Raw genomic sequence first — 19,837 nt, forward strand, 5'->3', positions numbered from 1 at the left:
AACCATGGCCCTGTTACCCATCCTTTGCTACCCCGACCCGCGCCTGCACAAGGTGGCCACACCTGTGAAGGCGGTGGACGCCCGCATCCACGCCCTGATCGACGACATGGTTGAAACCATGTACGAGGCCGGTGGCATTGGCCTGGCCGCTTCGCAGATCGACGTGCACGAGCGCCTGGTGGTGATCGACACGTCTGAGGAGCGCAACCAGCCGATGGTGCTGATCAACCCCGAGATCACCTGGATGAACGACGAGCGCGTCAAGGGCGAAGAGGGCTGCCTGTCGGTGCCCGGCATTTACGACGGTGTGGAGCGAGCCACCCAAGTCAAGGTCACGGCCATGGACCGCGATGGCCAAAGCCGCACGATCGAGGCCGAGGGCATGCTGGCCATTTGCATCCAGCATGAGCTGGACCACCTGATGGGCAAGGTGTTTGTGGAGTACCTCTCGCCGCTCAAACAAGGCCGCATCAAGACCAAGATGGTCAAAGCCCAAAAAGCCGGGCGCTGATTCCTTTTAAAGAACCGTTCATGCGTTTGATTTTTGCGGGCACGCCCGAGTTTGCCCAGGTGGCGCTGGCCGCCCTGCACGCGGCAGGCCACGAGATCGCTCTGGTGCTGACCCAACCCGACCGGCCCGCCGGGCGCGGCATGAAACTGCAGCCTTCGCCAGTCAAGCAATGGGCTTTGGACCACCAGGTGCCCGTGGCCCAGCCGCGCAGCTTGCGGCTGGATGGCAAATACCCCGAAGAAGCCGCCGCTGCCCGCCAAACCCTGCTGGACGCCAAGGCCGACGCCATGATCGTGGCCGCGTATGGCTTGATCCTGCCGCAGTGGGTGCTGGACTTGCCGCCCAAGGGTTGCCTGAACATTCACGCTTCTTTGTTGCCGCGCTGGCGCGGTGCGGCGCCCATCCACCGGGCCATCGAGGCGGGCGACACACAAACCGGCATCACCATCATGCAGATGGACGCGGGCCTGGACACGGGCGACATGTTGCTGGTCTTGCCCTGCGACATTGCGCCTGAAGACACCACCGCCGTGCTGCATGACCGCCTGGCCGATTTGGGCGGGCAAGCCATCGTGCAGGCACTGGCTTCGTTGGACAGTTTGCCTCGCCAGCCTCAGCCCTTGGCGGGCGTGAACTACGCATACAAGATCGACAAAGCCGAAGCCGCGCTCGATTGGGCTTTGAGCGCCGACGTGCTGGCTCGGCGCATCCGGGCGTTTGACCCGTTTCCGGGCATGACGGTGCCGCTGGCCACCGCCTCGGGTGTGGAAACCCTCAAGCTCTGGCAGGCCGTGGCCGTGGCCGAGGTGGCCGAGAAGACTGCCGCAAATACGGCCCAGCCCGGCACTGTCCTCAGCGCCGATGCGACGGGCGTGCGTGTGGCCTGTGGTGAGGGCCAGCTGTGCCTGACCCAGTTGCAGCGCCCCGGTGGCAAGCGGCTGGGTGCGGCCGACTTTTTGCGCGGTTGCCCCTTGCAGCCCGGCCAGCGCTTGGTGGCCTGATGTTTTTCCGGCCCACGCTCTACCGCCGCGCCGAGTTCTGGCAAGGCCTGCGCGACCTGGCCCCGCAAGCGCCTGGTGTTGCTGCTTGGGGCCTGATGACCGGGGTGGCCATGGTCAAGTCGGGCATGAGCGTGTTCGAGGCTGTGGCCATGACCATGCTGGTGTTCGCGGGCAGCTCGCAACTGGCGGCCATTCCGCTGCTGGTGGCGGGTGCTCCGGCCTGGGTGATTTTGGCGACCGGTTTTTGTGTGAACCTGCGCTTTGTGGTGTTCAGCCTGCACCTGCGGCCCTATCTGATGCACCTGCCGCGCTGGCAGCGCATGTGCCACGGCTACTTCACGGCCGACATCACCTATGTGCTGTTCACCCGGCACTACCCTCAGCCTGGCACCACCGACGCCGAGCGCACGGGGCAAGAGGCTTATCTGGCGGGCAACTATTTCCTGAACTGGGGCAGCTGGATCGTGGCCAGCCTGCTGGGCGTGGGCTTGGCCAACCTCATCCCGCCCGAATGGGGCTTGGGCTTTGCGGGCATCTTGTGTCTGCTGGGCATCCAGTGCTCGCTGGCCAGCTCGCGCATGCGCATCTTGTCAGCCGCCGTGGCGGGTGTGGCCGCAGTGGTTGCTTACAACCTGCCACTCAAGCTCAACATTGTGGTGGCGATTGCCGTGGCGGTGATCCTGTGCCTGACGGTTGAGAAAATCCGGCCTGCACCCAAGGCGGCAGCATGAACGAAACCGATCTGTGGACGTTGGCGGTCATCGTGGGCCTGGCCGTGGTCACGGTGGTGGCCCGCAGTTTCTTTTTCATCTCCAGCCAGTCCTGGCAATTGCCCGGCTGGGCGCAGCGCGGTCTGCAGTACGCGCCCATTGCGGCGCTGTCGGCCGTGGTCATTCCCGAAATCATCACCGTGCAGGGCGAGTTGGTCAGCACTTGGCAAGACGCCCGTTTGTACGCGGCCGTGGTGGGTGTGGCTGCTTACTTTTGGCGACGTGATGTGCTGATCACCATCCTGGCGGGCATGGCGGTGTACCTGCCTTTGCGCCTGGGGCTGGGCTGGTAACACAGCCCCCATTTGCGGCCTGGGTTGCGTCAGGCCCTGTCGGTTGGGGCTTTTAAAATCCTGATGAATTCGATCCACCTACTTTTTTTCACACCATGAACGTCATCCGTTTTTCTGATCTGTGCGCCAGCGGCCAAGCCGCTGGCCAACGCGTGTTCATCCGTGCCGACCTGAACGTGCCACAAGCCGATGACGGCAGCATCACCGAAGACACCCGCATCCGCGCCAGCGTGCCCTGCATCCAGATGGCGCTGGCAGCTGGTGCTGCCGTGATGGTGACATCGCACCTGGGTCGCCCGACCGAGGGTGAGTTCAAGCCCGAAGACTCGCTGGCCCCGGTGGCCAAGCGCCTGGGCGAGCTGCTGGGCCGTGAAGTGCCCTTGGTTGCCAACTGGCTCGGTGGTGTGACGGTGGAACCCGGTCAAGTGGTGCTGCTCGAAAACTGCCGCGTCAACAAGGGCGAGAAAAAGAACAACGAAGCGCTGGCCCGCCAAATGGCCCAGCTGTGCAATATCTATGTGAACGATGCCTTTGGCACCGCGCACCGCGCCGAAGGCACAACCTATGGCATCGCCCAGTTTGCGCCCATCGCTTGCGCTGGCCCTTTGCTGGCGGCCGAGATCGATGCGATTGGCAAGGCCCTGGCCAACCCGAAGCGCCCGCTCGCCGCCATCGTGGCGGGCAGCAAAGTCAGTACCAAGCTGACCATCTTGAAGAGCTTGTCGCAAAACGTGGACCAGCTCATCGTGGGCGGCGGCATTGCCAACACCTTCATGCTGGCGGCGGGCCTGAAGATCGGCAAGAGCCTGGCCGAGGCGGATTTGGTGGGCGAGGCCAAAGCGGTGATCGAGGCCATGAAGGCCCGTGGTGCGGAAGTGCCGATCCCGACCGATGTGGTGACTGCCAAGACTTTTGCTGCCGATGCGGTGGCCACCGTGAAGAAAGCCACTGACGTGGCCGACGACGACATGATCCTGGACATCGGCCCAGAGACCGCCGCCAAGCTGGCCGCCCAGCTCAAGCAGGCGGGCACCATTGTGTGGAACGGCCCAGTGGGCGTGTTCGAGTTTGCGGCTTTTGAAAACGGGACCAAGGTGATCGCCCAAGCGATTGCCGAGTCCAGCGCTTTCAGCATTGCGGGCGGTGGCGACACGCTGGCCGCGATTGCCAAGTACGGCATCGAAGACCAGGTGGGTTACATCTCCACAGGCGGTGGCGCATTCCTGGAAATTCTGGAAGGCAAGACCTTGCCCGCTTTTGAGATTTTGGCCAAGCGCGCTGCGGGCTGAGGGGTGGATGGCCCTAAGGGTCAAGCCCCCATAAAAAAACCCCGCATGGCGGGGTTTTTTGTTGAGGAGCGATGACCTATCAGGCTTGTGCAGCAGGCGGCAGGTTGCCGCGCACCGGGCTGGTCATGTTGCCTTTGAAATCGGTCCAGCATTCGCGGGTGAAGTCGTACATCTTGCAGTTCTTGGCGGTCTCGAAGTACCACTTCCAGGAGAAGGGCTGCACGATGATGCGGCCGGGCAGCATTTCTTCGAGCTTGGCCTGGGCTTGCTTCAATCGGTACAGCGGGATGCTCATGTCCACATGGTGGGCGGTGTGCTCCATGATGTGGTGCATCATGCCGCCGATGTTGAACGGGAAGGTCAGGTGCACGGTGGTCGACACAAAAGGCGCGGCCTTGGTCCAGGCGGCCTTGTTGTCGTGCCAGGACACCTTGACGTGGGTGTGGTGCACATAGACCACAAAGCCGATCATGGTGTTCCAGAAGAAGAAGGGGATCAGCACGCCCATGAGCAAGGACAGCCAGACCGACTGCCCGGTGTAGACGGCCGCAGCGGCGATGGCGGCGATCCAGAGCACGCCAAACACGCTGACCAGCAGACTGTCCTTGAAGAAGATCGGGCGGCGCGTGGGCATGTGGGTTTTGTTGGGGAAGAACTCGCGCTTCCACCAGATTTCGATCATGTAATACAGACCGGGTGCCCAGCCGCTGCGGTAAGCGCGCTGCAGCAGACGCTGCCCAAAGCCCAGGCCGGCAAACTCTTCGGCCGTCAGGGGCGTCCAGACAAAGTCCACGCCTTTGAGGTTGGTGTAGCCGTGGTGCACCACGTTGTGGCCGGTGTCCCAAAGGCTGTAAGGGGTGAGCGAGGGCAAAAACGCGATGCGGCCCAACACTTTGTTGAGCTCGCGGTGGGGCGTCAGGCTTTGGTGGCAAGCGTCGTGACCGATCACGAACAGGCGGCCGATCACAAAGCCCGCCACCATGCCACACAGCAGTTTGGCCCAGACGGCTTCGAGCATCACGGTGGCCGTGATCAGGGCGAAAAACAAGGCGTAGTCAAAAGCGAGCAACACAAAGGCGCGCGAGGTGCTGCGCTCGGACAGCGGGATCAACCACTCGCGCAAAGTCTTGCGGTGCGGCAGGGCTTGGTCCAGTGGGATGGGCTGATCGACGTTGGGAGTATGTAAGGCAGTCATGACGCTTGAATGTAAATCGCTCAGTGTGGAGTTTAGTCGGCTTGGGGTTTCAATGGGCTGACAAAGATCAATTCAAGGGGATTGCCAAGGGGAACGACCGGCAACGGGCTTGATCTGGCGGTAACTTGTCGTCAAATGACTCCAATTGGGTGGTCGCTTGGGCAGCGATCTGCAGTGTTTTGTCGGATAAATGCCATCGAAAGAACCGGTTGTGTAACCCGTTTCATGTGAGAATTGAAATCAAATTACATGGAGATTCCCTGATGCCCCGTCGCGCCACCAAAATTGTTGCCACCTTAGGCCCTGCTTCCAGCGATCCCGCACTCCTGGAGGCCATGATCCGAGCCGGGGTGAATGTGGTTCGCCTGAACTTCAGCCACGGCAAGGCGCAAGACCATGTGGACCGCGCCCGCCTGGTGCGCGAAGCCTCGCAGCGCGCGGGCCGCGAAGTGGCCATCATGGCCGACCTGCAAGGCCCCAAGATCCGTGTGGGCAAGTTCGCCGAAGGCAAAGTGATGCTGGAGCCCGGTGCCCCCTTTGTGCTGGACGCCTCGCGCACCGAGCCGGGCGACATCGATGGCGTGGGCCTCGATTACAAAGAGCTGCCACGTGACGTGAAAGCGGGCGATGTGCTTTTGCTCAACGATGGCCTGATCGTGCTCACCGTGAACGCCGTCAAGGGCGAGCAGGTGCACACCACCGTCAAGTTGGGCGGTGAGCTGTCCAACAACAAGGGCATCAACAAGCAAGGTGGCGGCTTGACGGCAGCAGCCCTGACGGCCAAGGACATGGACGACATCCGCACGGCCATGAGCTTCAATGCCGACTATGTGGCGGTGAGCTTCCCCAAAAACGCCACCGACATGGAAATGGCCCGCCAGCTCTGCAACGTGGCTTGCACCAACGGCCACAAGCCTGGACTGATTGCCAAAATCGAACGCGCCGAAGCGATTCCCGAGCTCGACCGCATCCTCATGGTGTCCGACGGCATCATGGTGGCGCGTGGCGATTTGGCGGTGGAGGTGGGCAATGCCGCCGTGCCGGGCCTGCAAAAGCACATGATCAAACGGGCCCGTGAGCTGGACAAGCTGGTCATCACCGCCACGCAGATGATGGAGAGCATGATCGTCAACCCGGTGCCCACCCGCGCCGAAGTGTCCGACGTGGCCAACGCGGTGCTGGACGGCACCGACGCGGTGATGCTCAGCGCCGAAACCGCGGCTGGCAAGTACCCGCTGGAGACGGTCGAGATGATGGCCGCCGTCTGCTTGGAGGCTGAAAAAACCGACCACGACCCGCTGGACGACGACTTTGTGGATGCGCACTTCAACCGCATTGACCACGCCATCGCCATGGGCGCGCTGTTCACCGCCCACCACTTGAAGGCCAAGGCCATCGTGGCCTTGACCGATTCCGGTTCGACCCCGCTGTGGATGAGCCGCCACAGCGTGCGCATGCCCATTTACGCGCTCACGCCCAAGGTCTCGACCCAACGCAAGATGGCGTTGATGCGCAACGTCAGCCCCTTGCTGATGGACACCAGCGCCGACCGCGACACCGCATTGGCCGAGGCCGAAGCGCACCTGAAAAAACGTGGCATTGTGCAGTCGGGCGATGTGTATGCCATCACCGTGGGCGAGCCCATGGGCACGCCCGGCGGCACCAACACCCTCAAGATTTGCCGGGCTGTTTGAACACCAGGCCAGCCCCGCACTCCGCCAAGGCGTGCCGCTGGCGGCCTGGATTTCCTTGGCGCGTCAGGCTTGAAGGGTCTGTCGTGTACTGAAACCTATAAAATCCGGTTCAGTTACAAGCCGGGTACATCCCGGTTCAGCCGAATTTTCAACTCCCCGGGAAATCACCACCATGGCACTCGTTTCTATGCGCGAGCTGCTGGACCATGCAGCCGTCAACGGCTACGGCATTCCAGCTTTCAACGTCAACAACCTGGAGCAGGTCCAGGCCGTCATGATGGCCGCCGACGAAGTCGGTGCGCCAGTCATCTTGCAGGCCAGCGCAGGTGCCCGCAAATACGCGGGTGAGCCCTTCATCAAGCACCTGATCCAGGCGGCCACCGAGCAGTGGCCCCACATCCCGCTGGTCATGCACCAGGACCACGGCCAAAGCCCAGCCGTTTGCCAGGGCGCGATCAACCTGGGTTTTTCGTCGGTGATGATGGACGGCTCTTTGCTCGAAGACGGCAAGACCCCGGCCGACTTCGCTTACAACGTGGATGTGACCCGCCGCGTGGTGGACATGGCCCACTTGTTGGGCGTGTCGGTGGAAGGCGAACTCGGTTGCCTAGGCAACCTGGAAACAGGCGAAGCCGGTGAAGAAGACGGCATTGGCGCCGAAGGCAAGCTGGACCACAGCCAGATGCTGACCGACCCCGAAGAAGCCGCCCAGTTCGTAAAAGCCACGGGCCTGGACGCGCTGGCCATTGCGATTGGCACCAGCCACGGCGCCTACAAGTTCAGCCGCAAGCCCACGGGCGACATCCTGGCCATCAGCCGCGTCAAGGAAATCCACCAGCGCATCCCCAACACCCATTTGGTGATGCACGGCTCGTCCAGCGTGCCTCAAGAGCTGCTGGCCATGATCAACCAGTACGGCGGCAAGATGAAGGAAACCTACGGCGTGCCGGTCGAGGAAATCCAGGAAGCCATCAAGCACGGCGTGCGCAAGATCAACATCGACACCGACATCCGCCTGGCCATGACCGCCGCTTGCCGCAAGTTCTTGTTTGAAAACCCCGACAAGTTCGATGCCCGCGAATGGCTCAAGCCCGCCCGCGAAGCGGCCAAGCAAATCTGCAAGCAGCGCTACCTGGAGTTCGGGTGCGAAGGCCAGGCCCCCAAGATCAAGGGCGATAACCTGCAGGTGGTGGCCGCCCGTTACGCCCGGGGTGAATTGGCGCAAGTGGTGAATTGAGCCTGCGATAATTGACCCGAATGGCCCGTTGACTGTTCAACGGGCCTTTTTCTTTGTTGCTGTTGCTTGACTGTTTTGCCATGACCTCTGCCCTCCACACCTCGGCCCTCACCTCTTTGCCCCTGCTGGCGCGTGGCAAGGTGCGCGACAACTACGCCGTGGGTGACGACCGCATCCTGATGGTGGCGTCGGACCGCATCAGCGCCTTCGACGTGATCATGGGCGAGCCCATTCCTGGCAAGGGCGTGTTGCTCACGCAAATGGCCCTGTTCTGGTTTGACCAACTCGGCCCCAAGGGCCTGAACATCTGCCCGATTCACCTGACGGGCGAAGCCCCCGAGAGCGTGGTGAGTGCCGAGGAGGTGCCGCAGGTCACGGGTCGTTCCATGCTGGTCAAGCGCTTGAAGCCCATACCGGTCGAGGCCGTGGTGCGTGGTTATCTGGCCGGCAGCGGCTGGAAAGAGTACCAAGACAACCAGGCCGTGTGCGGCGTGAAGTTGCCCGCAGGCCTGAAAAACGCCAGCCGCCTGCCCGAGCCCATCTACACGCCCGCAGCCAAAGCGGCGGTGGGTGAGCACGACGAAAACATCACCTTCGAGCAAACCGTGGCCATGATCGGCGTCGACCTGGCCACCCGCATCCGCGACATCAGCATCCAGCTCTACAAAGCCGCGCGCGACCTCGCGGCCACCAAGGGCATCATCATTGCCGACACCAAGTTCGAGTTTGGCCTGGATGCGGACGGTACCCTGGTGCTGATGGACGAGGTATTGACGCCCGATTCATCGCGCTATTGGCCAGCCGACAGCTATGCAGAGGGCGCCAACCCGCCCAGCTACGACAAACAGTTTTTGCGCGACTGGCTCGAAAGCGCCCAGATCAACGGCAAGCCCTGGGACAAGACCCCGCCCGCGCCGCGTCTGCCGCGCGAGGTGATCGAGAACACAGCCGCCAAATACGAAGAGGCCATGAAAAAGCTGATGGCCTGAGCTTTAAGGCATTTCGGATACAAAAAAGGCGCTGCATGGCAGCGCCTTTGTTTTGGGGATGGGGGAAATCAGCTGGTGAACGCCAGCAGCGTCATGGCATCGAGCAGCAGGGTGGTGCTGGCCACCAGCAAGCTGGCCCAAGCGAGCGTTTGGCCTCGTGGGTGCAGGCATGCGCCCCAGAATGCGGCCAGGCAAACGAGCTCCATGATGCCGCGCATCCACAGGTAGTGGCTGCTGTCCACCAGCTTGGCGGCATCGGGGCTCATGAGCACGGCATACAGCAAAATGCCTTTGACCAGCCAGAGTGCAGCGCCCCAATGCAGGGACGGCATTTGTGCCAGAAGTGTGCGCTTGGCGGTGTTCGAGCGCACAGGGGCACCACCGAGCAGGCATTGCAGCTCTTCAGGGGTGATCAGGGGCTCGGCGCGTGACATGGTTCAAAATGAATGCGAAAGTGATGTTTCAATTCTAGGCGGCATCCATCCGCAAAAGCGCTGGCAGCGCCCGTCTGCCGTGCCAAAACCGGTAAATGTCTGTAACGACAAGTATTACATTGGGTGCTTTGAGCGCCCGAACGAGAGGATCACATGACACTTTTTCGCACCGCCAGCGCCTTGATGGTGCAGTACGCCCATTACCACCGTGATCGCCGCAACATCGCCACCCATGTGGTGGGCATTCCGCTGATTTTCCTGTCCATCGGCGTCTTGATGCTGGGCCCGACATGGTCTGTGGCAGGCCAGACGCTGACGCTGGCCTGGGCCATGTGGGCACTCACCAGCCTGTGGTACCTGAGCCGCGGTGATCTGTTGCTGGGCGTGGCCACATCGGTGGTCAATGGCGTGCTGATCGCGGCCGCCCATGAGGTCCCGCCTCTGGCGCAAGCCCTGGGGCTGGCGGTCTGGCAGGCGGGCTTGGGCCTGTTCTTCATCGGCTGGGTCATCCAGTTCATCGGCCACTATTTCGAGGGCCGCAAACCGGCCTTTGTGGACGACCTGGTGGGCTTGTTGGTGGGCCCCATGTTTGTGGTGGGCGAGCTGCTCATGTGGGCTGGCCTGCTGCAGCGCATGCGCATGGACATTGAGCGCCAGGCCGGGTCGACGCACTGAGACGCTTGGCGGCGCAGCCGTGAAAAAGCCCGGTCAGTCTGCATCGCTGCAGCTGTACCGGGCTTTTTTTTGGGTGTTCAGTTGAGCGCCATGCTCAGCTTGCGGCGGTAGCTGGAGATCATGGCCAGCAGCGGGTCTTCTTGCACAGCGGCTTTGCCCATCAACTCGATGCCACCCGCCGATTTGCCGGTGGCGTCTGGCCCTTTGGGTTTGGGCGGGGTCATCAGCTCCAGCAGGGCGACAAAGGTTTTGCGGGGGGCTTCGTCATCCCACTTTTTGTCGCGCATGATGATTTCGAGCAATTCGTCCATGGCCGATTCCCATTGGCCCACGGCGATCAAGAGACGGCTTTTGGCAAAGCGGGTTTCAAAGTCACGCTTGTTCTGTCCGATCAGCTCGTCAAATTTTGCCAATTCCCATTGGCCGCGCGGGTCGGTGGTCACAAATTCCAGGGCGTTGAGCCACTGGGTTTGCGCCTCAAAGCGCAGCGGCACCGGGATGCGGGCCATGGCCGGAGCCAGCAAGGCGGCGGCTTCGGCCAGCTCACCCTCACCGATCAGCAGCTTGACCAGGTCAAAGCGGGCGTCGTCGTTGCCCGGGTTGCTGGCCAGGGCATGCTCCAGCTCGGCGCGGGCGCTGCCAGCATCAAAGGCTTCTTGCTGCGGCTGGGCCTCTTGGACGGCGGCCTGGGTGGGCAGCTCGCCTTCGGCAGGCAGGTGTTTGTCCAGGAACTGCTTGACCTGGCCCTCGGGCAAGGCGCCCATGAAACCATCGACCGGCTGGCCGTTCATCAGCAGCACACAAGTCGGGATGCTTTTGATACCAAAGGCTTGGGCCAGTTGCTGCTCTTCGTCGGAATTGATCTTGACCAGCTTGAAGCGTCCTGTGTAGGCGGTCTCGACCCGCTCCAGGATCGGACCCAGTGATTTGCAGGGACCGCACCAAGGGGCCCAAAAGTCCACCAGCACGGGCGTGGTCATGGAGGCTTCGATGACCTCTGCTTCAAAATTTTGTATCGTGACGTCCATCATGGCGGGCAGTGTTCCGGGTTGTGTTTCGACTCCGAGCGGAGCGAAACCTTAAAATTCAAGATTGATCACGAAAAGCACCCAATGACTCAAGCGCTCATCGGCGTCGTCATGGGTTCCAGCTCCGACTGGGACACCATGCAGCACGCAGTCCAGATTCTCCAACAGTTTGGCATCGCTCACGACGCCCGCGTGGTTTCGGCCCACAGAATGCCGGACGATATGTTTGCTTATGCACAAAGTGCGGCCGAGCGCGGCCTGCAGGCCATCATCGCAGGCGCAGGCGGCGCGGCCCATTTGCCCGGCATGATTGCGGCCAAAACCGTGGTGCCGGTGTTGGGTGTGCCGGTGCAGACCAAGGCGCTGTCGGGGGTGGATTCGCTGCACAGCATTGTCCAAATGCCCAAGGGCGTGCCGGTGGCCACCTTTGCCATTGGGGCAGCGGGTGCGGCCAACGCGGCCCTGTTTGCGGTGGCCATGCTGGCCAACCACGACGCGGCGCTGCGCCAAAAGCTCGAAGCCTTCCGGGCCGAGCAAACCGCCGCTGCGCGCGCCATGACCTTGCCACCCGTGGGTGCCGCATGAGCCGCGCTATTTTGCCGGGGTCCATGGTCAATGGCCAAATCGCCACGCTGGGCGTGATGGGCGGCGGCCAGTTGGGCCGCATGTTCGTGCACGCCGCGCAGGCCATGGGTTACTTCACCGCGGTGCTCGACCCCGATGTGGCCAGCCCCGCCGGACGGGTGAGCCACCACCACATCCAGACCGATTATTTGGACGAACAGGGCCTGGCGCAGTTGATTCAGCGCTGCGCCGCCATCACCACCGAATTTGAAAACGTGCCTGCACCGGCCCTGCTGACCTTGGGCGCACACCGCCCGGTGGCACCGGCGTCCGAGTCGGTGGCCATTGCTCAAGACCGCGCCGCAGAGAAGGCCCACTTTGTGCGCTGCGGCGTGCCGATCGCGCCGCATGCCGTGATCGAGACCGCCGCGCAGTTGGCGGCTGTGGGTGACGATTTGCTGCCGGGCATCTTGAAGACCTCGCGCATGGGTTACGACGGCAAGGGCCAGATCCGCGTGAAGACCCGCGAAGAACTGGCAGCGGCTTGGGCCGAGCTCAAGGGCGTGCCCTGTGTGCTCGAAAAAATGCTGCCGCTGCAGGCCGAGTGCTCAGTGATTGTGGCGCGTGGCGCCGACGGGCAGATGGTGAATTTTCCGGTGCAACTGAACCTGCACCGCGACGGCATTTTGGCCGTGACCAGCGTGTACGAAGGTGCCGTGCCGGCCGATGTGGCCGCGCAAGCCGTGACCGCGACCCGCGCCATTGCCGAAGGTTTGAATTACGTGGGCGTGCTGTGCGTGGAGTTTTTTCTGCTCGAAGGCGGCCAGCTGGTCGTGAACGAGATGGCCCCGCGCCCGCACAACAGCGGCCACTACACCATGAACGCTTGCGACCAGTCGCAGTTTGAGCTGCAGGTGCGCACGCTGGCGGGTTTGCCGCTCACGCAACCGGTTCAGCATTCGAGCGCCATCATGCTCAACCTGCTGGGCGATCTGTGGCCCGAAGTCACGCCCACAGGCAAAGGCCCGACCAGCCCCGCTTGGGCTCAGGTGCTGGCGTTGCCCGGCACGCACTTGCACCTCTACGGCAAGCTCTCGGCCCGCCCCGGCCGCAAGATGGGTCACCTGAACATCACGGCTGCCAGCCCTGAGGCCGCGCGGGCCACCGCTTTGCAAGCGGCCGCTTTGCTCGGCATCGAAGCCTTCTAAGGTTGGGCATGATCCTCAGTGCCAACGAAGCGGCCATCGCGCAGGCTGCACAGGCTTTGTGTGACGGCCAGTTGGTCGGCCTGCCCACCGAGACGGTGTACGGATTGGCGGCTAATGCGACCGACGACGCAGCTGTCGCAAAAATCTTTGTGGCCAAGGGCCGCCCGGCCGACCACCCGCTGATCGTGCATGTGGCCAGCCGGGACCAAGTGCCACTGTTTGCAGCGCAGGTGCCCGAGTTCGCGCAAGCCTTGATGGCCGCTTTTTGGCCTGGCCCACTCACCTTGATCCTGCCGCGCCAGCCCGGCGTGGCCACAGCCTCGGCGGGCGGGCAAGGCTCCATCGGTCTGCGTTGCCCCTCGCACCCGGTGGCGCAAGCTTTGTTACAAGCTGCGCTGCCGCTGGGCGTGCTGGGTGTCTCGGCCCCCAGTGCCAACCGCTTTGGCCGCGTCAGCCCCACCAGCGCCGCGCATGTGAAGTCCGAGCTGGGCCCTGATTTGTTGATTCTGGATGGCGGCGACTGCGCCGTCGGCATCGAGTCCACCATCATCGACTGCACGCGGGGCGAGCCGGTATTGTTGCGGCCGGGACACATCACACGGGCGCAAATTGAAGCGGCGTGCGGCCGCGCCGTGCTGGACAAGAACTCGCCGCAAGCGGTGCTGGGCCAGCCCGCGCCTCGAGCCTCAGGCACGCTCGAATCGCATTACGCCCCCCGCGCCAAGGTGCGCCTGATGTCGGCGGACGAGATTACCCATAAATTGCAAGCCCTGGGGCCACACGCCAACAACCTGGGGCTGTGGTCAGCCAAGCGGCCCGCAACCGACGAAGGCATGGGATCGGGCGTGCTGTGGCTTGAGCAAGCCGCCACGGCCGAGCAAGCCGCGCACGACTTGTTCAGCGTGCTGCGCGACCTGGACGCCCGGGGCGTCACGCAAATCTGGGTGCAATTGCCGCCCGACACGCCCGAATGGGAAGGCGTGCGGGACAGATTGCAGCGGGCAGCGGCTTAACGCTGCATCACTTCACCAGATCGAACAAGCCTTTGGCTTGTGCATGGCAAAACGGTGGTGCGTAACTGCCGTGGTAGTTGGCAATGTTGGCCATGGTGATGGGGCCATAGGTTGCTTCGATGAAAGGATGCACATCGACGGAGGTGACGTTGGTGAGGCCTTTGGCGTCGAAGGCGGCTTTCATGACCGTCTGGTGCACAGCTTGTGGAACGGTGGGATCACCACTGCCGCTGCAAAGCATGGTTTGTGATTTGGGTGACCAATCCAGCAGGTCGTTCTTTTTGGCCGCCAAAAAGGTCGGGTTATTCGGGTTCGTCAGGATGTCGCTGCTGAAACTGGACTGAAACAGGGCGTCGCGCGCCTGGTTGGGGGTCTCGCCATTGATGCCTGGCAATTTGCCTGAAGTGACCAAAGTCGTGTAGTTCAAGGTGGCACTGGGCAGCAGGCTTTCGATGCCATCCGCATAAGGCGATTTGAAAGCGTCAGAGACATTGCTGTAGAGGTTGCCGTAAATTTTTTGCCAAGCCGTGATCAAGTAAGGCACAAAGAATTGGTAACCCGCAATCGCATCGGGCAGTTTCATCGAGCCCGACAGGTTGTAGGGGCCTGCCAGGTGGGCGCCTGCCACCACATTGATCTCGCTCGCCAAGCTCTTTTCGATGGCGCGGTGCGCCGCCATGGAAGCGTGGCCACCTTGTGAGTAACCTGTCAGCATGACTTTGCCATTGAGGCTGCCACCTTGTGAGGACACGGCGTTGCGTGCAGCACGGATCGAGTCGATGACCGATGTGGCCTCAGAGTCCGCATGCAGGTAAGGGTGGTAGCTGTAGTTGGACTTGGCAAACCCCAGGTAGTCGGTGGCCACCACCGCATAGCCTTGCCCGGCGTACATGGCAGCAAGCAGACCGGTTTCAGAGTCTGCGGGGTTGGCCAGGGTGCGGGGTTTTTGCACATCTGTGCCTTTGGCATAGGCCACCAAGGGCGCTGGAGCCGTGCAACCAGCGCCTGTCGGCAGCAAAAGGACGCCCGAAGCGTTGGAAATTTCACCTTTGGCACCGGGGGTGACATAGTTGAGCGAGATGACTTTGACATCGCACTTGGCTTTGCCGCTCAAACCGACCAAAGGCCCAGCATCCAGTTGGGCTTTGCTCAGGGTGGCGAGCAAGGCGGGGGCATCGATCAAACTGCCGTGAGGTGAGTCACTGCCACCGCAAGCAGCCAGCAAGGCCACGCCCAAAATTGAAATGCCGTATTTCATGGTTCTCATGACTTGTCTCCAGAGGTGTTAAAAAGAACGAACGTTCTTTTTTCACTGTAGTCGAGCAATGGCATTCAAACCATGGGGTATATACCGATGTTCGGCATCTGCCAAGGAGTCATCGGTACCGCAACTTCATCACCAAAATCATCAGCGCCAGGCTGGTGGTGATGACGTTGGCGATGATGATGGGCCAGGCCACCAGCAAGATGCCGTAGACCAGCCACAGCGCCACGCCTGCAGTGAACAGGCTGTACATGCCCAGCGAGATGCCGCTCACGTCGCGGGTGCGGAAGGTTTGCCAGGCTTGCGGGATGAAGCTGGCGGTGGTCAGGAAGGCGGCCACAGAGCCGACCCAGTCGATGATGTTCATGTTGGGATTCCGTGTTCGCGTGCCTGGGGGCTCAGCGCGGTCTGCTGCGCTGAGCGGTGTTGGGAGCGTGCGCTTGTGCAAGTCCTGACGCCGTGTCGCGCACCGTCCATTCCAGCAGCTGGTCGAGCGCGGCGCGGGCTTGGTGCGCGTTGGGGTGATGCAGCACCGCGACCAGGGTGTAGCGTTGGCCGCTTTGGCCTTGCACATAACCGGCCACCGAGGCCACATCGCGCAGCGAGCCGGTTTTGAGCCAGGCGTTGCCGATCACGGGTGACTGCGGGCTGCGGTCTTTGAGGCGGGCAGCGGTGCCGTCCACCCCGGCGATGGCCAGCGAGTCGACAAAATGCCGGGCGTGCGGGCTGGCGTGGGCGGCCTGCAGCAAGGCCGTGAGGGCCAGCGCAGTGCTGCGCTCGGTGCGCGACAGGCCCGAGCCGTTGTCCAGCACCGGCTCGTCTTGCCCGGCAAAGCCTTGGCGCCACCATTGCGACAGGCGCAGGCGCGAAGCCTCAAAGCGCCCGGGCGCGCCCAGCTCGCTCGACAGCGTCAGGTACAGCTGCTGCGCCATCACGTTGTTCGAAAATTTGTTGATGTCTTTGATGATCTCGGACAAGGGCAAAGAGGGCGCTTCCAGCAGCAGCTTGGCCGATGCCGGGCGAGTGCCGTAGCGCACCTGTCCCGAGAGTTGTCCGCCCGCACCTTGCCACAGGGCCTGCATGACGCGGGGCGCATAGGCTTCGGGCTCGGGGTAGGCCACGGGCCATTCGCGCTCGCCGCAACTGGCCGGGTAGCGGCCCGCAAAGCGCACTTGTTGCGTCTGGCTGAAGTCGGCCTGCAGCTGGCGTCGCCAGTCACTGCAAGGGGTCTGGCTCAGCGGCAGCTGCGTGGGGGCCGAGAAACCGGCCAGGGGTGGCTCAAAGCGCACCTGCACCTGACCGCTGGCTGCGTCGGGCGTGAATGTGTAGACCACCGCCTTGAAGTTCAGCAGCAGCCCGTCCGGCCCCACGTTGTAGGGGCGCAGGGGTTCGTCGTCAAAGGGTTCGCTGCGTTCGCGCACGTCGAACACGCTGCGGTCGAGCACAATGTCGCCGCGCACATCGCGCACGCCCGCCGCCCGAATTTGCACCATCAACTCTTGCAGGCGCTCGACCACCAGCTTGGGGTCGCCGCTGCCGCGCACGACCAGGTTGCCCTGCAGCACGCCATCGCGCACCGGGCCGTCGGTGTACACCCGGTTGCGCCAGACGTGGTCGGGCCCCAGCAGGCTCAAACCCGCATAGGTGGTGAACAACTTCATGACCGAGGCCGGGTTGACGCTGGCTTGTGCGTGGTGCGACAAGCGCCGTGGCTGGGCGCTGCTGGCCGCAGGTCCATCGGGCAGGGGGGTGATGAGCACGCTCAGGGCCGAAGGGGGGACTTGGGCTTGATTCAGGGTTTGCAGAATATGCCGGGGCAGTGCGGTGTGGGCGCGGCCAGCGGAGGTCTGGCGGGTCAACTCGGCGCTGCTTTGGGCGTGGGCAGGCCAGGTCAGGCCAGTACTCAGCGCCAAGACCGCACAGGCGGCGCAGGCCAGGGTGAACAAAAGTGGGCGTTGGACGCGGGAGCGGGTCATGGGATGAGTCTAACGGTCATACCGATGGGCACGGTGCCCCCTTGGGCAGCCAACAGGCGGTAAAGCTCGCGCCGGGTTGGCGGCCCCGTATGATTCGGGCCATGCGATTTTCTTCAAAAACCGTGGGCCTGGCTTCGGCGGTCATCACGGTGCTCATCTGGACGGGTTTCATTGTCATTGCGCGGGCCTCGGCGTCTCGGGGGCTGTTGCCTTTGGACATTGCGCTGGCCCGCATTCTGGGGGCCAGTGCCGTCTTGCTCCCCTGGGCCTGGTGGCTGATGCGTCCGGCACGCCGGGCCGGTGAAAAAGTGGGCTCGTTGTGGGGCCTGTCGCCCCTGCCTTTGCGCCAGACGGTGCAAACCGGTTTTTTGGGCGGTTTTTTGTATGCCATCCTGGCCTACACCGGCTTTGTGTATGCGCCCGCCACGCACGCCTCGGTGCTCATGCCCGGCAGCCTGCCTTTGTGGACCACTTTGCTGGCTTGGTTGTTCTTGCGTGAAAAAGTGGCCACCGCCCGCGCCGTGGGGCTGGGTTTCATCGTGCTGGGCGATGTGTTGGTGGGTGGTGCGAGCTTGCTCATGGCCTTTGACGGCGGCGAGGTCTGGAAGGGCGACCTGCTGTTCATGACGGCCGCCCTGTGCTGGGCCAGCTACAGCGTGCTGGTGCGCAGCCAGGGTTTTGACGCGGTGCGGGCCACCATGGCCATCACCGCATTTGCCTTTGTCTGCTTTGTGCCCTTGTTTGGATTGCTGGTGGCCTTGCAGGTTTTGCCCACGCAGCTGCACCAGGCGCCTTGGTCCGAGATCCTGTTCCAGGCCGTGTTCCAGGGCGTGGGTTCGGTGGTCATCTCGGGCATCACCTTCACGCAGATGGTGCGCCACTATGGCCCGGTGCGCTCGACCATGATCACGGCTCTGGTGCCGGGCTTGTCGGCGCTGGGGGCGGTGTGGTTCTTGGGCGAGCCCATGCACTGGAATTTGCTGGCCGGGCTGGCGCTGGTGACCAGTGGCATTTTGTTTGGTGTGCGGCAGGCCAAAAAACCTGTGGCCGCCGCCGCGCCGTCCACTTCTGCGACGGGGGTCAAGCCATGAGCACCAGCCCCGAGCGCCGCTGGCTGGCCTTTGACACCAGCACCGATGTCTTGTCATTGGCTGTGGCCCGAGGCGAGCAGGTCTGGAGCCAAACCCTGCCCGGTGGCGCACAAGCTTCCAGCGGTTTGATCCCGGCGGTGCTGGCTCTGCTGGCCGAGGCCGACATGCCGCTGGCCTCACTCGACGCCATCGTGTTCGGCCGGGGGCCGGGGTCGTTTACCGGCTTGCGCACCGCCTGCGCCGTGGCGCAAGGCCTGGCCTTTGGGGCCGATGTGCCGGTGCTGCCTATCGACACCTTGCTGGCCGTGGCCGAAGAGGCCCGCTGGGCGCAAGTGCAAGCCGGGGCCCTCTTGCCCGATGCCGCGCTCACCGTGCTGGCGCTGCTCGACGCCCGCATGGACGAGGTGTACAGCGCCGCTTACCGCTGGTTGCCTGAGCCGGGGTCCGTGCCGGAGTCCGTGCCAGGGTCAAGCCACCGGCGCTGGCAAGAGGCCGCGCCCTTGCAGGTCGGTGCGCCCGAAAAATTGCAAATGCCCAATGACCGCGTGGTGCTGCAGGCGGGCAACGCCTTTGCCGCGTATGGCGAACGCCTGCCCCCTGTGGCCCCTGGTGGCTTGCGCTGCGAGGCGCTGCCCACCGCCGCCGCTTTGCTGCGCCTGGCCCCGGCCTTGTGGGCGCAGGGTCTGGCTGTGCCAGCCGAGCAGGCCATGCCGCTTTACATCCGCGACAAGGTGGCCAACACCACCGCCGAGCGCGAGGCCATGAAGGCCCAGACCGCCTTGGACAAAGCCGCAGCGCAGCCATGAGTCTGCCCATGAAGCCCGAGCCAGCCGACGCCAGCGCCCAGCCGACAGAGGCCACGCGCAACCGCGTCACGCTCGCCCCCATGACGCAGGACGACCTGGACGCGGTGATCGCCATCGAGCAAACCGCCTACAGCCACCCCTGGACGCGGGGCAATTTCCGCGACTCGCTCAACCCCTTGTTTGAAGCCCAATGCCTGTGGCTGGACGGTGAGTTGCTGGGCTACTTTTTGGCCATGCACGGTGTGGAAGAAATGCACCTGCTCAACATCACCGTCGCCCCCGCCCGGCAAGGCCAGGGCTGGGGCCACATGATGCTCGACGCCTTGTCGCTCATGTCGCGCCATGCCGGGGCGCAATGGCTGTGGCTGGAGGTGCGGCAAAGCAATCTGCGGGCCCTGAAGGTCTACGAGCGCTACGGCTTCAAGCAGGTCAGCATCCGCAAGGATTACTATCCCGCAGGCCGCATGCAGCGTGAGCATGCGGTGGTGATGAGTTTGAAACTGTGAGCCCAACATGAGCGACCCCACCCGATTCGACCTGGACGACCGCCAACGCGCCATGCTGGCCGAAATGGGCGTGCGCGTGTGGTGGCCGCAACGCAGGGATGCCGCGCCCCAAGCGGTGGCAGCTGATGCACCCGCCATGGCGACCGTGAGCGCGGTGCCAGCGGCTGGTGTGATGGGTGCTGCAGCCTCTGCTGAGGCTGCAAGCCCGGTGCGTCCTGCACCGCCTGCAAGGCCCGAAGCGTCGGTGCCCGGGCAAGCACCCGCCACCCGCACCGCCACACGCGAGCCTGTTG

General features: G+C 63.3%; 21 protein-coding genes and 1 pseudogene. 16 read left to right on the forward strand and 6 right to left on the reverse strand.

Annotated elements, in window-relative coordinates; genetic code table 11:
- The first annotated feature begins 4 nt into the window (after nucleotides 1-4).
- From def to QZ190_RS07335, 5 genes are all read left to right on the forward strand, one after another.
- Nucleotides 5-511 (forward strand): peptide deformylase, encoded by a 507-nt coding sequence (gene def / locus QZ190_RS07315; RefSeq protein ID WP_291915121.1) that lies wholly within the window; start codon nucleotides 5-7, stop codon nucleotides 509-511.
- 20 nt (nucleotides 512-531) lie between these two features.
- Nucleotides 532-1,512: a methionyl-tRNA formyltransferase gene (gene fmt, locus QZ190_RS07320; protein ID WP_291915122.1), complete on the forward strand. Its 981-nt coding sequence runs from the start codon at nucleotides 532-534 to the stop codon at nucleotides 1,510-1,512.
- A complete protein-coding gene (locus QZ190_RS07325; RefSeq protein WP_291915123.1) occupies nucleotides 1,512-2,243 on the forward strand; it encodes an AzlC family ABC transporter permease in 732 nt (243 codons plus the stop codon). Before fmt ends, QZ190_RS07325 begins: the two co-directional genes overlap by 1 nt.
- Nucleotides 2,240-2,575, forward strand: a complete 336-nt coding sequence (locus QZ190_RS07330; RefSeq protein WP_291915124.1) for an AzlD domain-containing protein — start codon at nucleotides 2,240-2,242, stop codon at nucleotides 2,573-2,575. The genes QZ190_RS07325 and QZ190_RS07330 overlap by 4 nt, the downstream gene beginning before the upstream one ends.
- Nucleotides 2,576-2,670: 95 nt before the next feature.
- Nucleotides 2,671-3,864 carry a phosphoglycerate kinase gene (locus QZ190_RS07335; protein WP_291915125.1) on the forward strand — a complete coding sequence of 398 codons (1,194 nt, stop codon included), beginning with the start codon at nucleotides 2,671-2,673 and terminating at the stop codon, nucleotides 3,862-3,864.
- Nucleotides 3,865-3,943: 79 nt separating this feature from the next.
- On the opposite strand, the gene QZ190_RS07340 is transcribed toward QZ190_RS07335, so the two are convergent.
- Complete coding sequence (locus tag QZ190_RS07340) at nucleotides 3,944-5,059, reverse strand: fatty acid desaturase (protein WP_291915126.1); 1,116 nt, start codon at nucleotides 5,057-5,059, stop codon at nucleotides 3,944-3,946.
- 263 nt (nucleotides 5,060-5,322) lie between these two features.
- On the opposite strand from QZ190_RS07340, the gene pyk reads away from it, so the two are divergent.
- The 3 genes from pyk (at nucleotide 5,323) to QZ190_RS07355 (ending at nucleotide 8,979) form a co-directional block, all read left to right on the forward strand.
- Nucleotides 5,323-6,753: a pyruvate kinase gene (gene pyk / locus QZ190_RS07345; RefSeq protein ID WP_291915127.1), complete on the forward strand. Its 1,431-nt coding sequence runs from the start codon at nucleotides 5,323-5,325 to the stop codon at nucleotides 6,751-6,753.
- A 172-nt stretch (nucleotides 6,754-6,925) separates the two neighbouring features.
- Nucleotides 6,926-7,990, forward strand: a complete 1,065-nt coding sequence (gene fba / locus QZ190_RS07350; RefSeq protein ID WP_291915128.1) for a class II fructose-bisphosphate aldolase — start codon at nucleotides 6,926-6,928, stop codon at nucleotides 7,988-7,990.
- 80 nt (nucleotides 7,991-8,070) lie between these two features.
- A complete protein-coding gene (locus QZ190_RS07355) occupies nucleotides 8,071-8,979 on the forward strand; it encodes a phosphoribosylaminoimidazolesuccinocarboxamide synthase (protein ID WP_291915129.1) in 909 nt (302 codons plus the stop codon).
- A gap of 68 nt (nucleotides 8,980-9,047) precedes the next feature.
- On the opposite strand, the gene QZ190_RS07360 is transcribed toward QZ190_RS07355, so the two are convergent.
- Entirely contained in the window at nucleotides 9,048-9,413 is a 366-nt protein-coding gene (locus tag QZ190_RS07360) for a hypothetical protein (RefSeq protein ID WP_291915130.1), read from the reverse strand.
- A gap of 153 nt (nucleotides 9,414-9,566) precedes the next feature.
- Here QZ190_RS07360 and QZ190_RS07365 point away from each other — a divergent pair, with 153 nt between their 5' ends.
- A complete protein-coding gene (locus tag QZ190_RS07365) occupies nucleotides 9,567-10,088 on the forward strand; it encodes a DUF962 domain-containing protein (RefSeq protein WP_291915131.1) in 522 nt (173 codons plus the stop codon).
- A gap of 77 nt (nucleotides 10,089-10,165) precedes the next feature.
- On the opposite strand, the gene trxA is transcribed toward QZ190_RS07365, so the two are convergent.
- On the reverse strand, nucleotides 10,166-11,119 hold the full coding sequence (gene trxA, locus QZ190_RS07370) for a thioredoxin (RefSeq protein ID WP_291915132.1): 954 nt from the start codon (nucleotides 11,117-11,119) through the stop codon (nucleotides 10,166-10,168).
- An 81-nt stretch (nucleotides 11,120-11,200) separates the two neighbouring features.
- On the opposite strand from trxA, the gene purE reads away from it, so the two are divergent.
- From purE to QZ190_RS07385, 3 genes are read left to right on the forward strand one after another with little or no spacing between them, the layout of a single operon-like run.
- On the forward strand, nucleotides 11,201-11,701 hold the full coding sequence (gene purE, locus QZ190_RS07375) for a 5-(carboxyamino)imidazole ribonucleotide mutase (protein WP_291915133.1): 501 nt from the start codon (nucleotides 11,201-11,203) through the stop codon (nucleotides 11,699-11,701).
- Nucleotides 11,698-12,888, forward strand: coding sequence for a 5-(carboxyamino)imidazole ribonucleotide synthase (locus tag QZ190_RS07380; RefSeq protein ID WP_291915134.1), 1,191 nt, complete (start codon nucleotides 11,698-11,700; stop codon nucleotides 12,886-12,888). Before purE ends, QZ190_RS07380 begins: the two co-directional genes overlap by 4 nt.
- 8 nt (nucleotides 12,889-12,896) lie before the next feature.
- Entirely contained in the window at nucleotides 12,897-13,901 is a 1,005-nt protein-coding gene (locus QZ190_RS07385) for an L-threonylcarbamoyladenylate synthase (protein WP_291915135.1), read from the forward strand.
- Between the two features lie 7 nt (nucleotides 13,902-13,908).
- Here the strand turns inward: QZ190_RS07385 and QZ190_RS07390 are convergent, their stop codons facing one another.
- From QZ190_RS07390 to dacB, 3 genes are all read right to left on the reverse strand, one after another.
- Nucleotides 13,909-15,168, reverse strand: a complete 1,260-nt coding sequence (locus QZ190_RS07390) for a lipase family protein (RefSeq protein WP_291915136.1) — start codon at nucleotides 15,166-15,168, stop codon at nucleotides 13,909-13,911.
- A 109-nt stretch (nucleotides 15,169-15,277) separates the two neighbouring features.
- Nucleotides 15,278-15,532 (reverse strand): SemiSWEET transporter, encoded by a 255-nt coding sequence (locus QZ190_RS07395; RefSeq protein WP_291915137.1) that lies wholly within the window; start codon nucleotides 15,530-15,532, stop codon nucleotides 15,278-15,280.
- A gap of 31 nt (nucleotides 15,533-15,563) precedes the next feature.
- Complete coding sequence (gene dacB, locus QZ190_RS07400) at nucleotides 15,564-17,141, reverse strand: D-alanyl-D-alanine carboxypeptidase/D-alanyl-D-alanine-endopeptidase (protein ID WP_291915138.1); 1,578 nt, start codon at nucleotides 17,139-17,141, stop codon at nucleotides 15,564-15,566.
- A gap of 101 nt (nucleotides 17,142-17,242) precedes the next feature.
- Between dacB and QZ190_RS07405 the strand changes: the two genes are divergently transcribed.
- The 4 genes and pseudogenes from QZ190_RS07405 to QZ190_RS07420 all read left to right on the forward strand — a co-directional run.
- Nucleotides 17,243-18,232: a DMT family transporter gene (locus QZ190_RS07405; RefSeq protein WP_291915139.1), complete on the forward strand. Its 990-nt coding sequence runs from the start codon at nucleotides 17,243-17,245 to the stop codon at nucleotides 18,230-18,232.
- The gene (tsaB, locus tag QZ190_RS07410; RefSeq protein ID WP_291915140.1) at nucleotides 18,229-19,038 is read left to right on the forward strand and encodes a tRNA (adenosine(37)-N6)-threonylcarbamoyltransferase complex dimerization subunit type 1 TsaB; all 810 of its coding nucleotides are present in this window, start codon (nucleotides 18,229-18,231) and stop codon (nucleotides 19,036-19,038) included. The genes QZ190_RS07405 and tsaB overlap by 4 nt, the downstream gene beginning before the upstream one ends.
- Entirely contained in the window at nucleotides 19,035-19,544 is a 510-nt protein-coding gene (rimI, locus tag QZ190_RS07415) for a ribosomal protein S18-alanine N-acetyltransferase (protein WP_367114233.1), read from the forward strand. Before tsaB ends, rimI begins: the two co-directional genes overlap by 4 nt.
- Nucleotides 19,545-19,551: 7 nt before the next feature.
- Nucleotides 19,552-19,837 (forward strand): annotated as a pseudogene (locus QZ190_RS07420) (hypothetical protein); the annotation flags it as partial.

This window comes from Limnohabitans sp. (assembly GCF_017848645.1).
Classification (GTDB): Bacteria; Pseudomonadota; Gammaproteobacteria; order Burkholderiales; family Burkholderiaceae_C; genus Limnohabitans_A.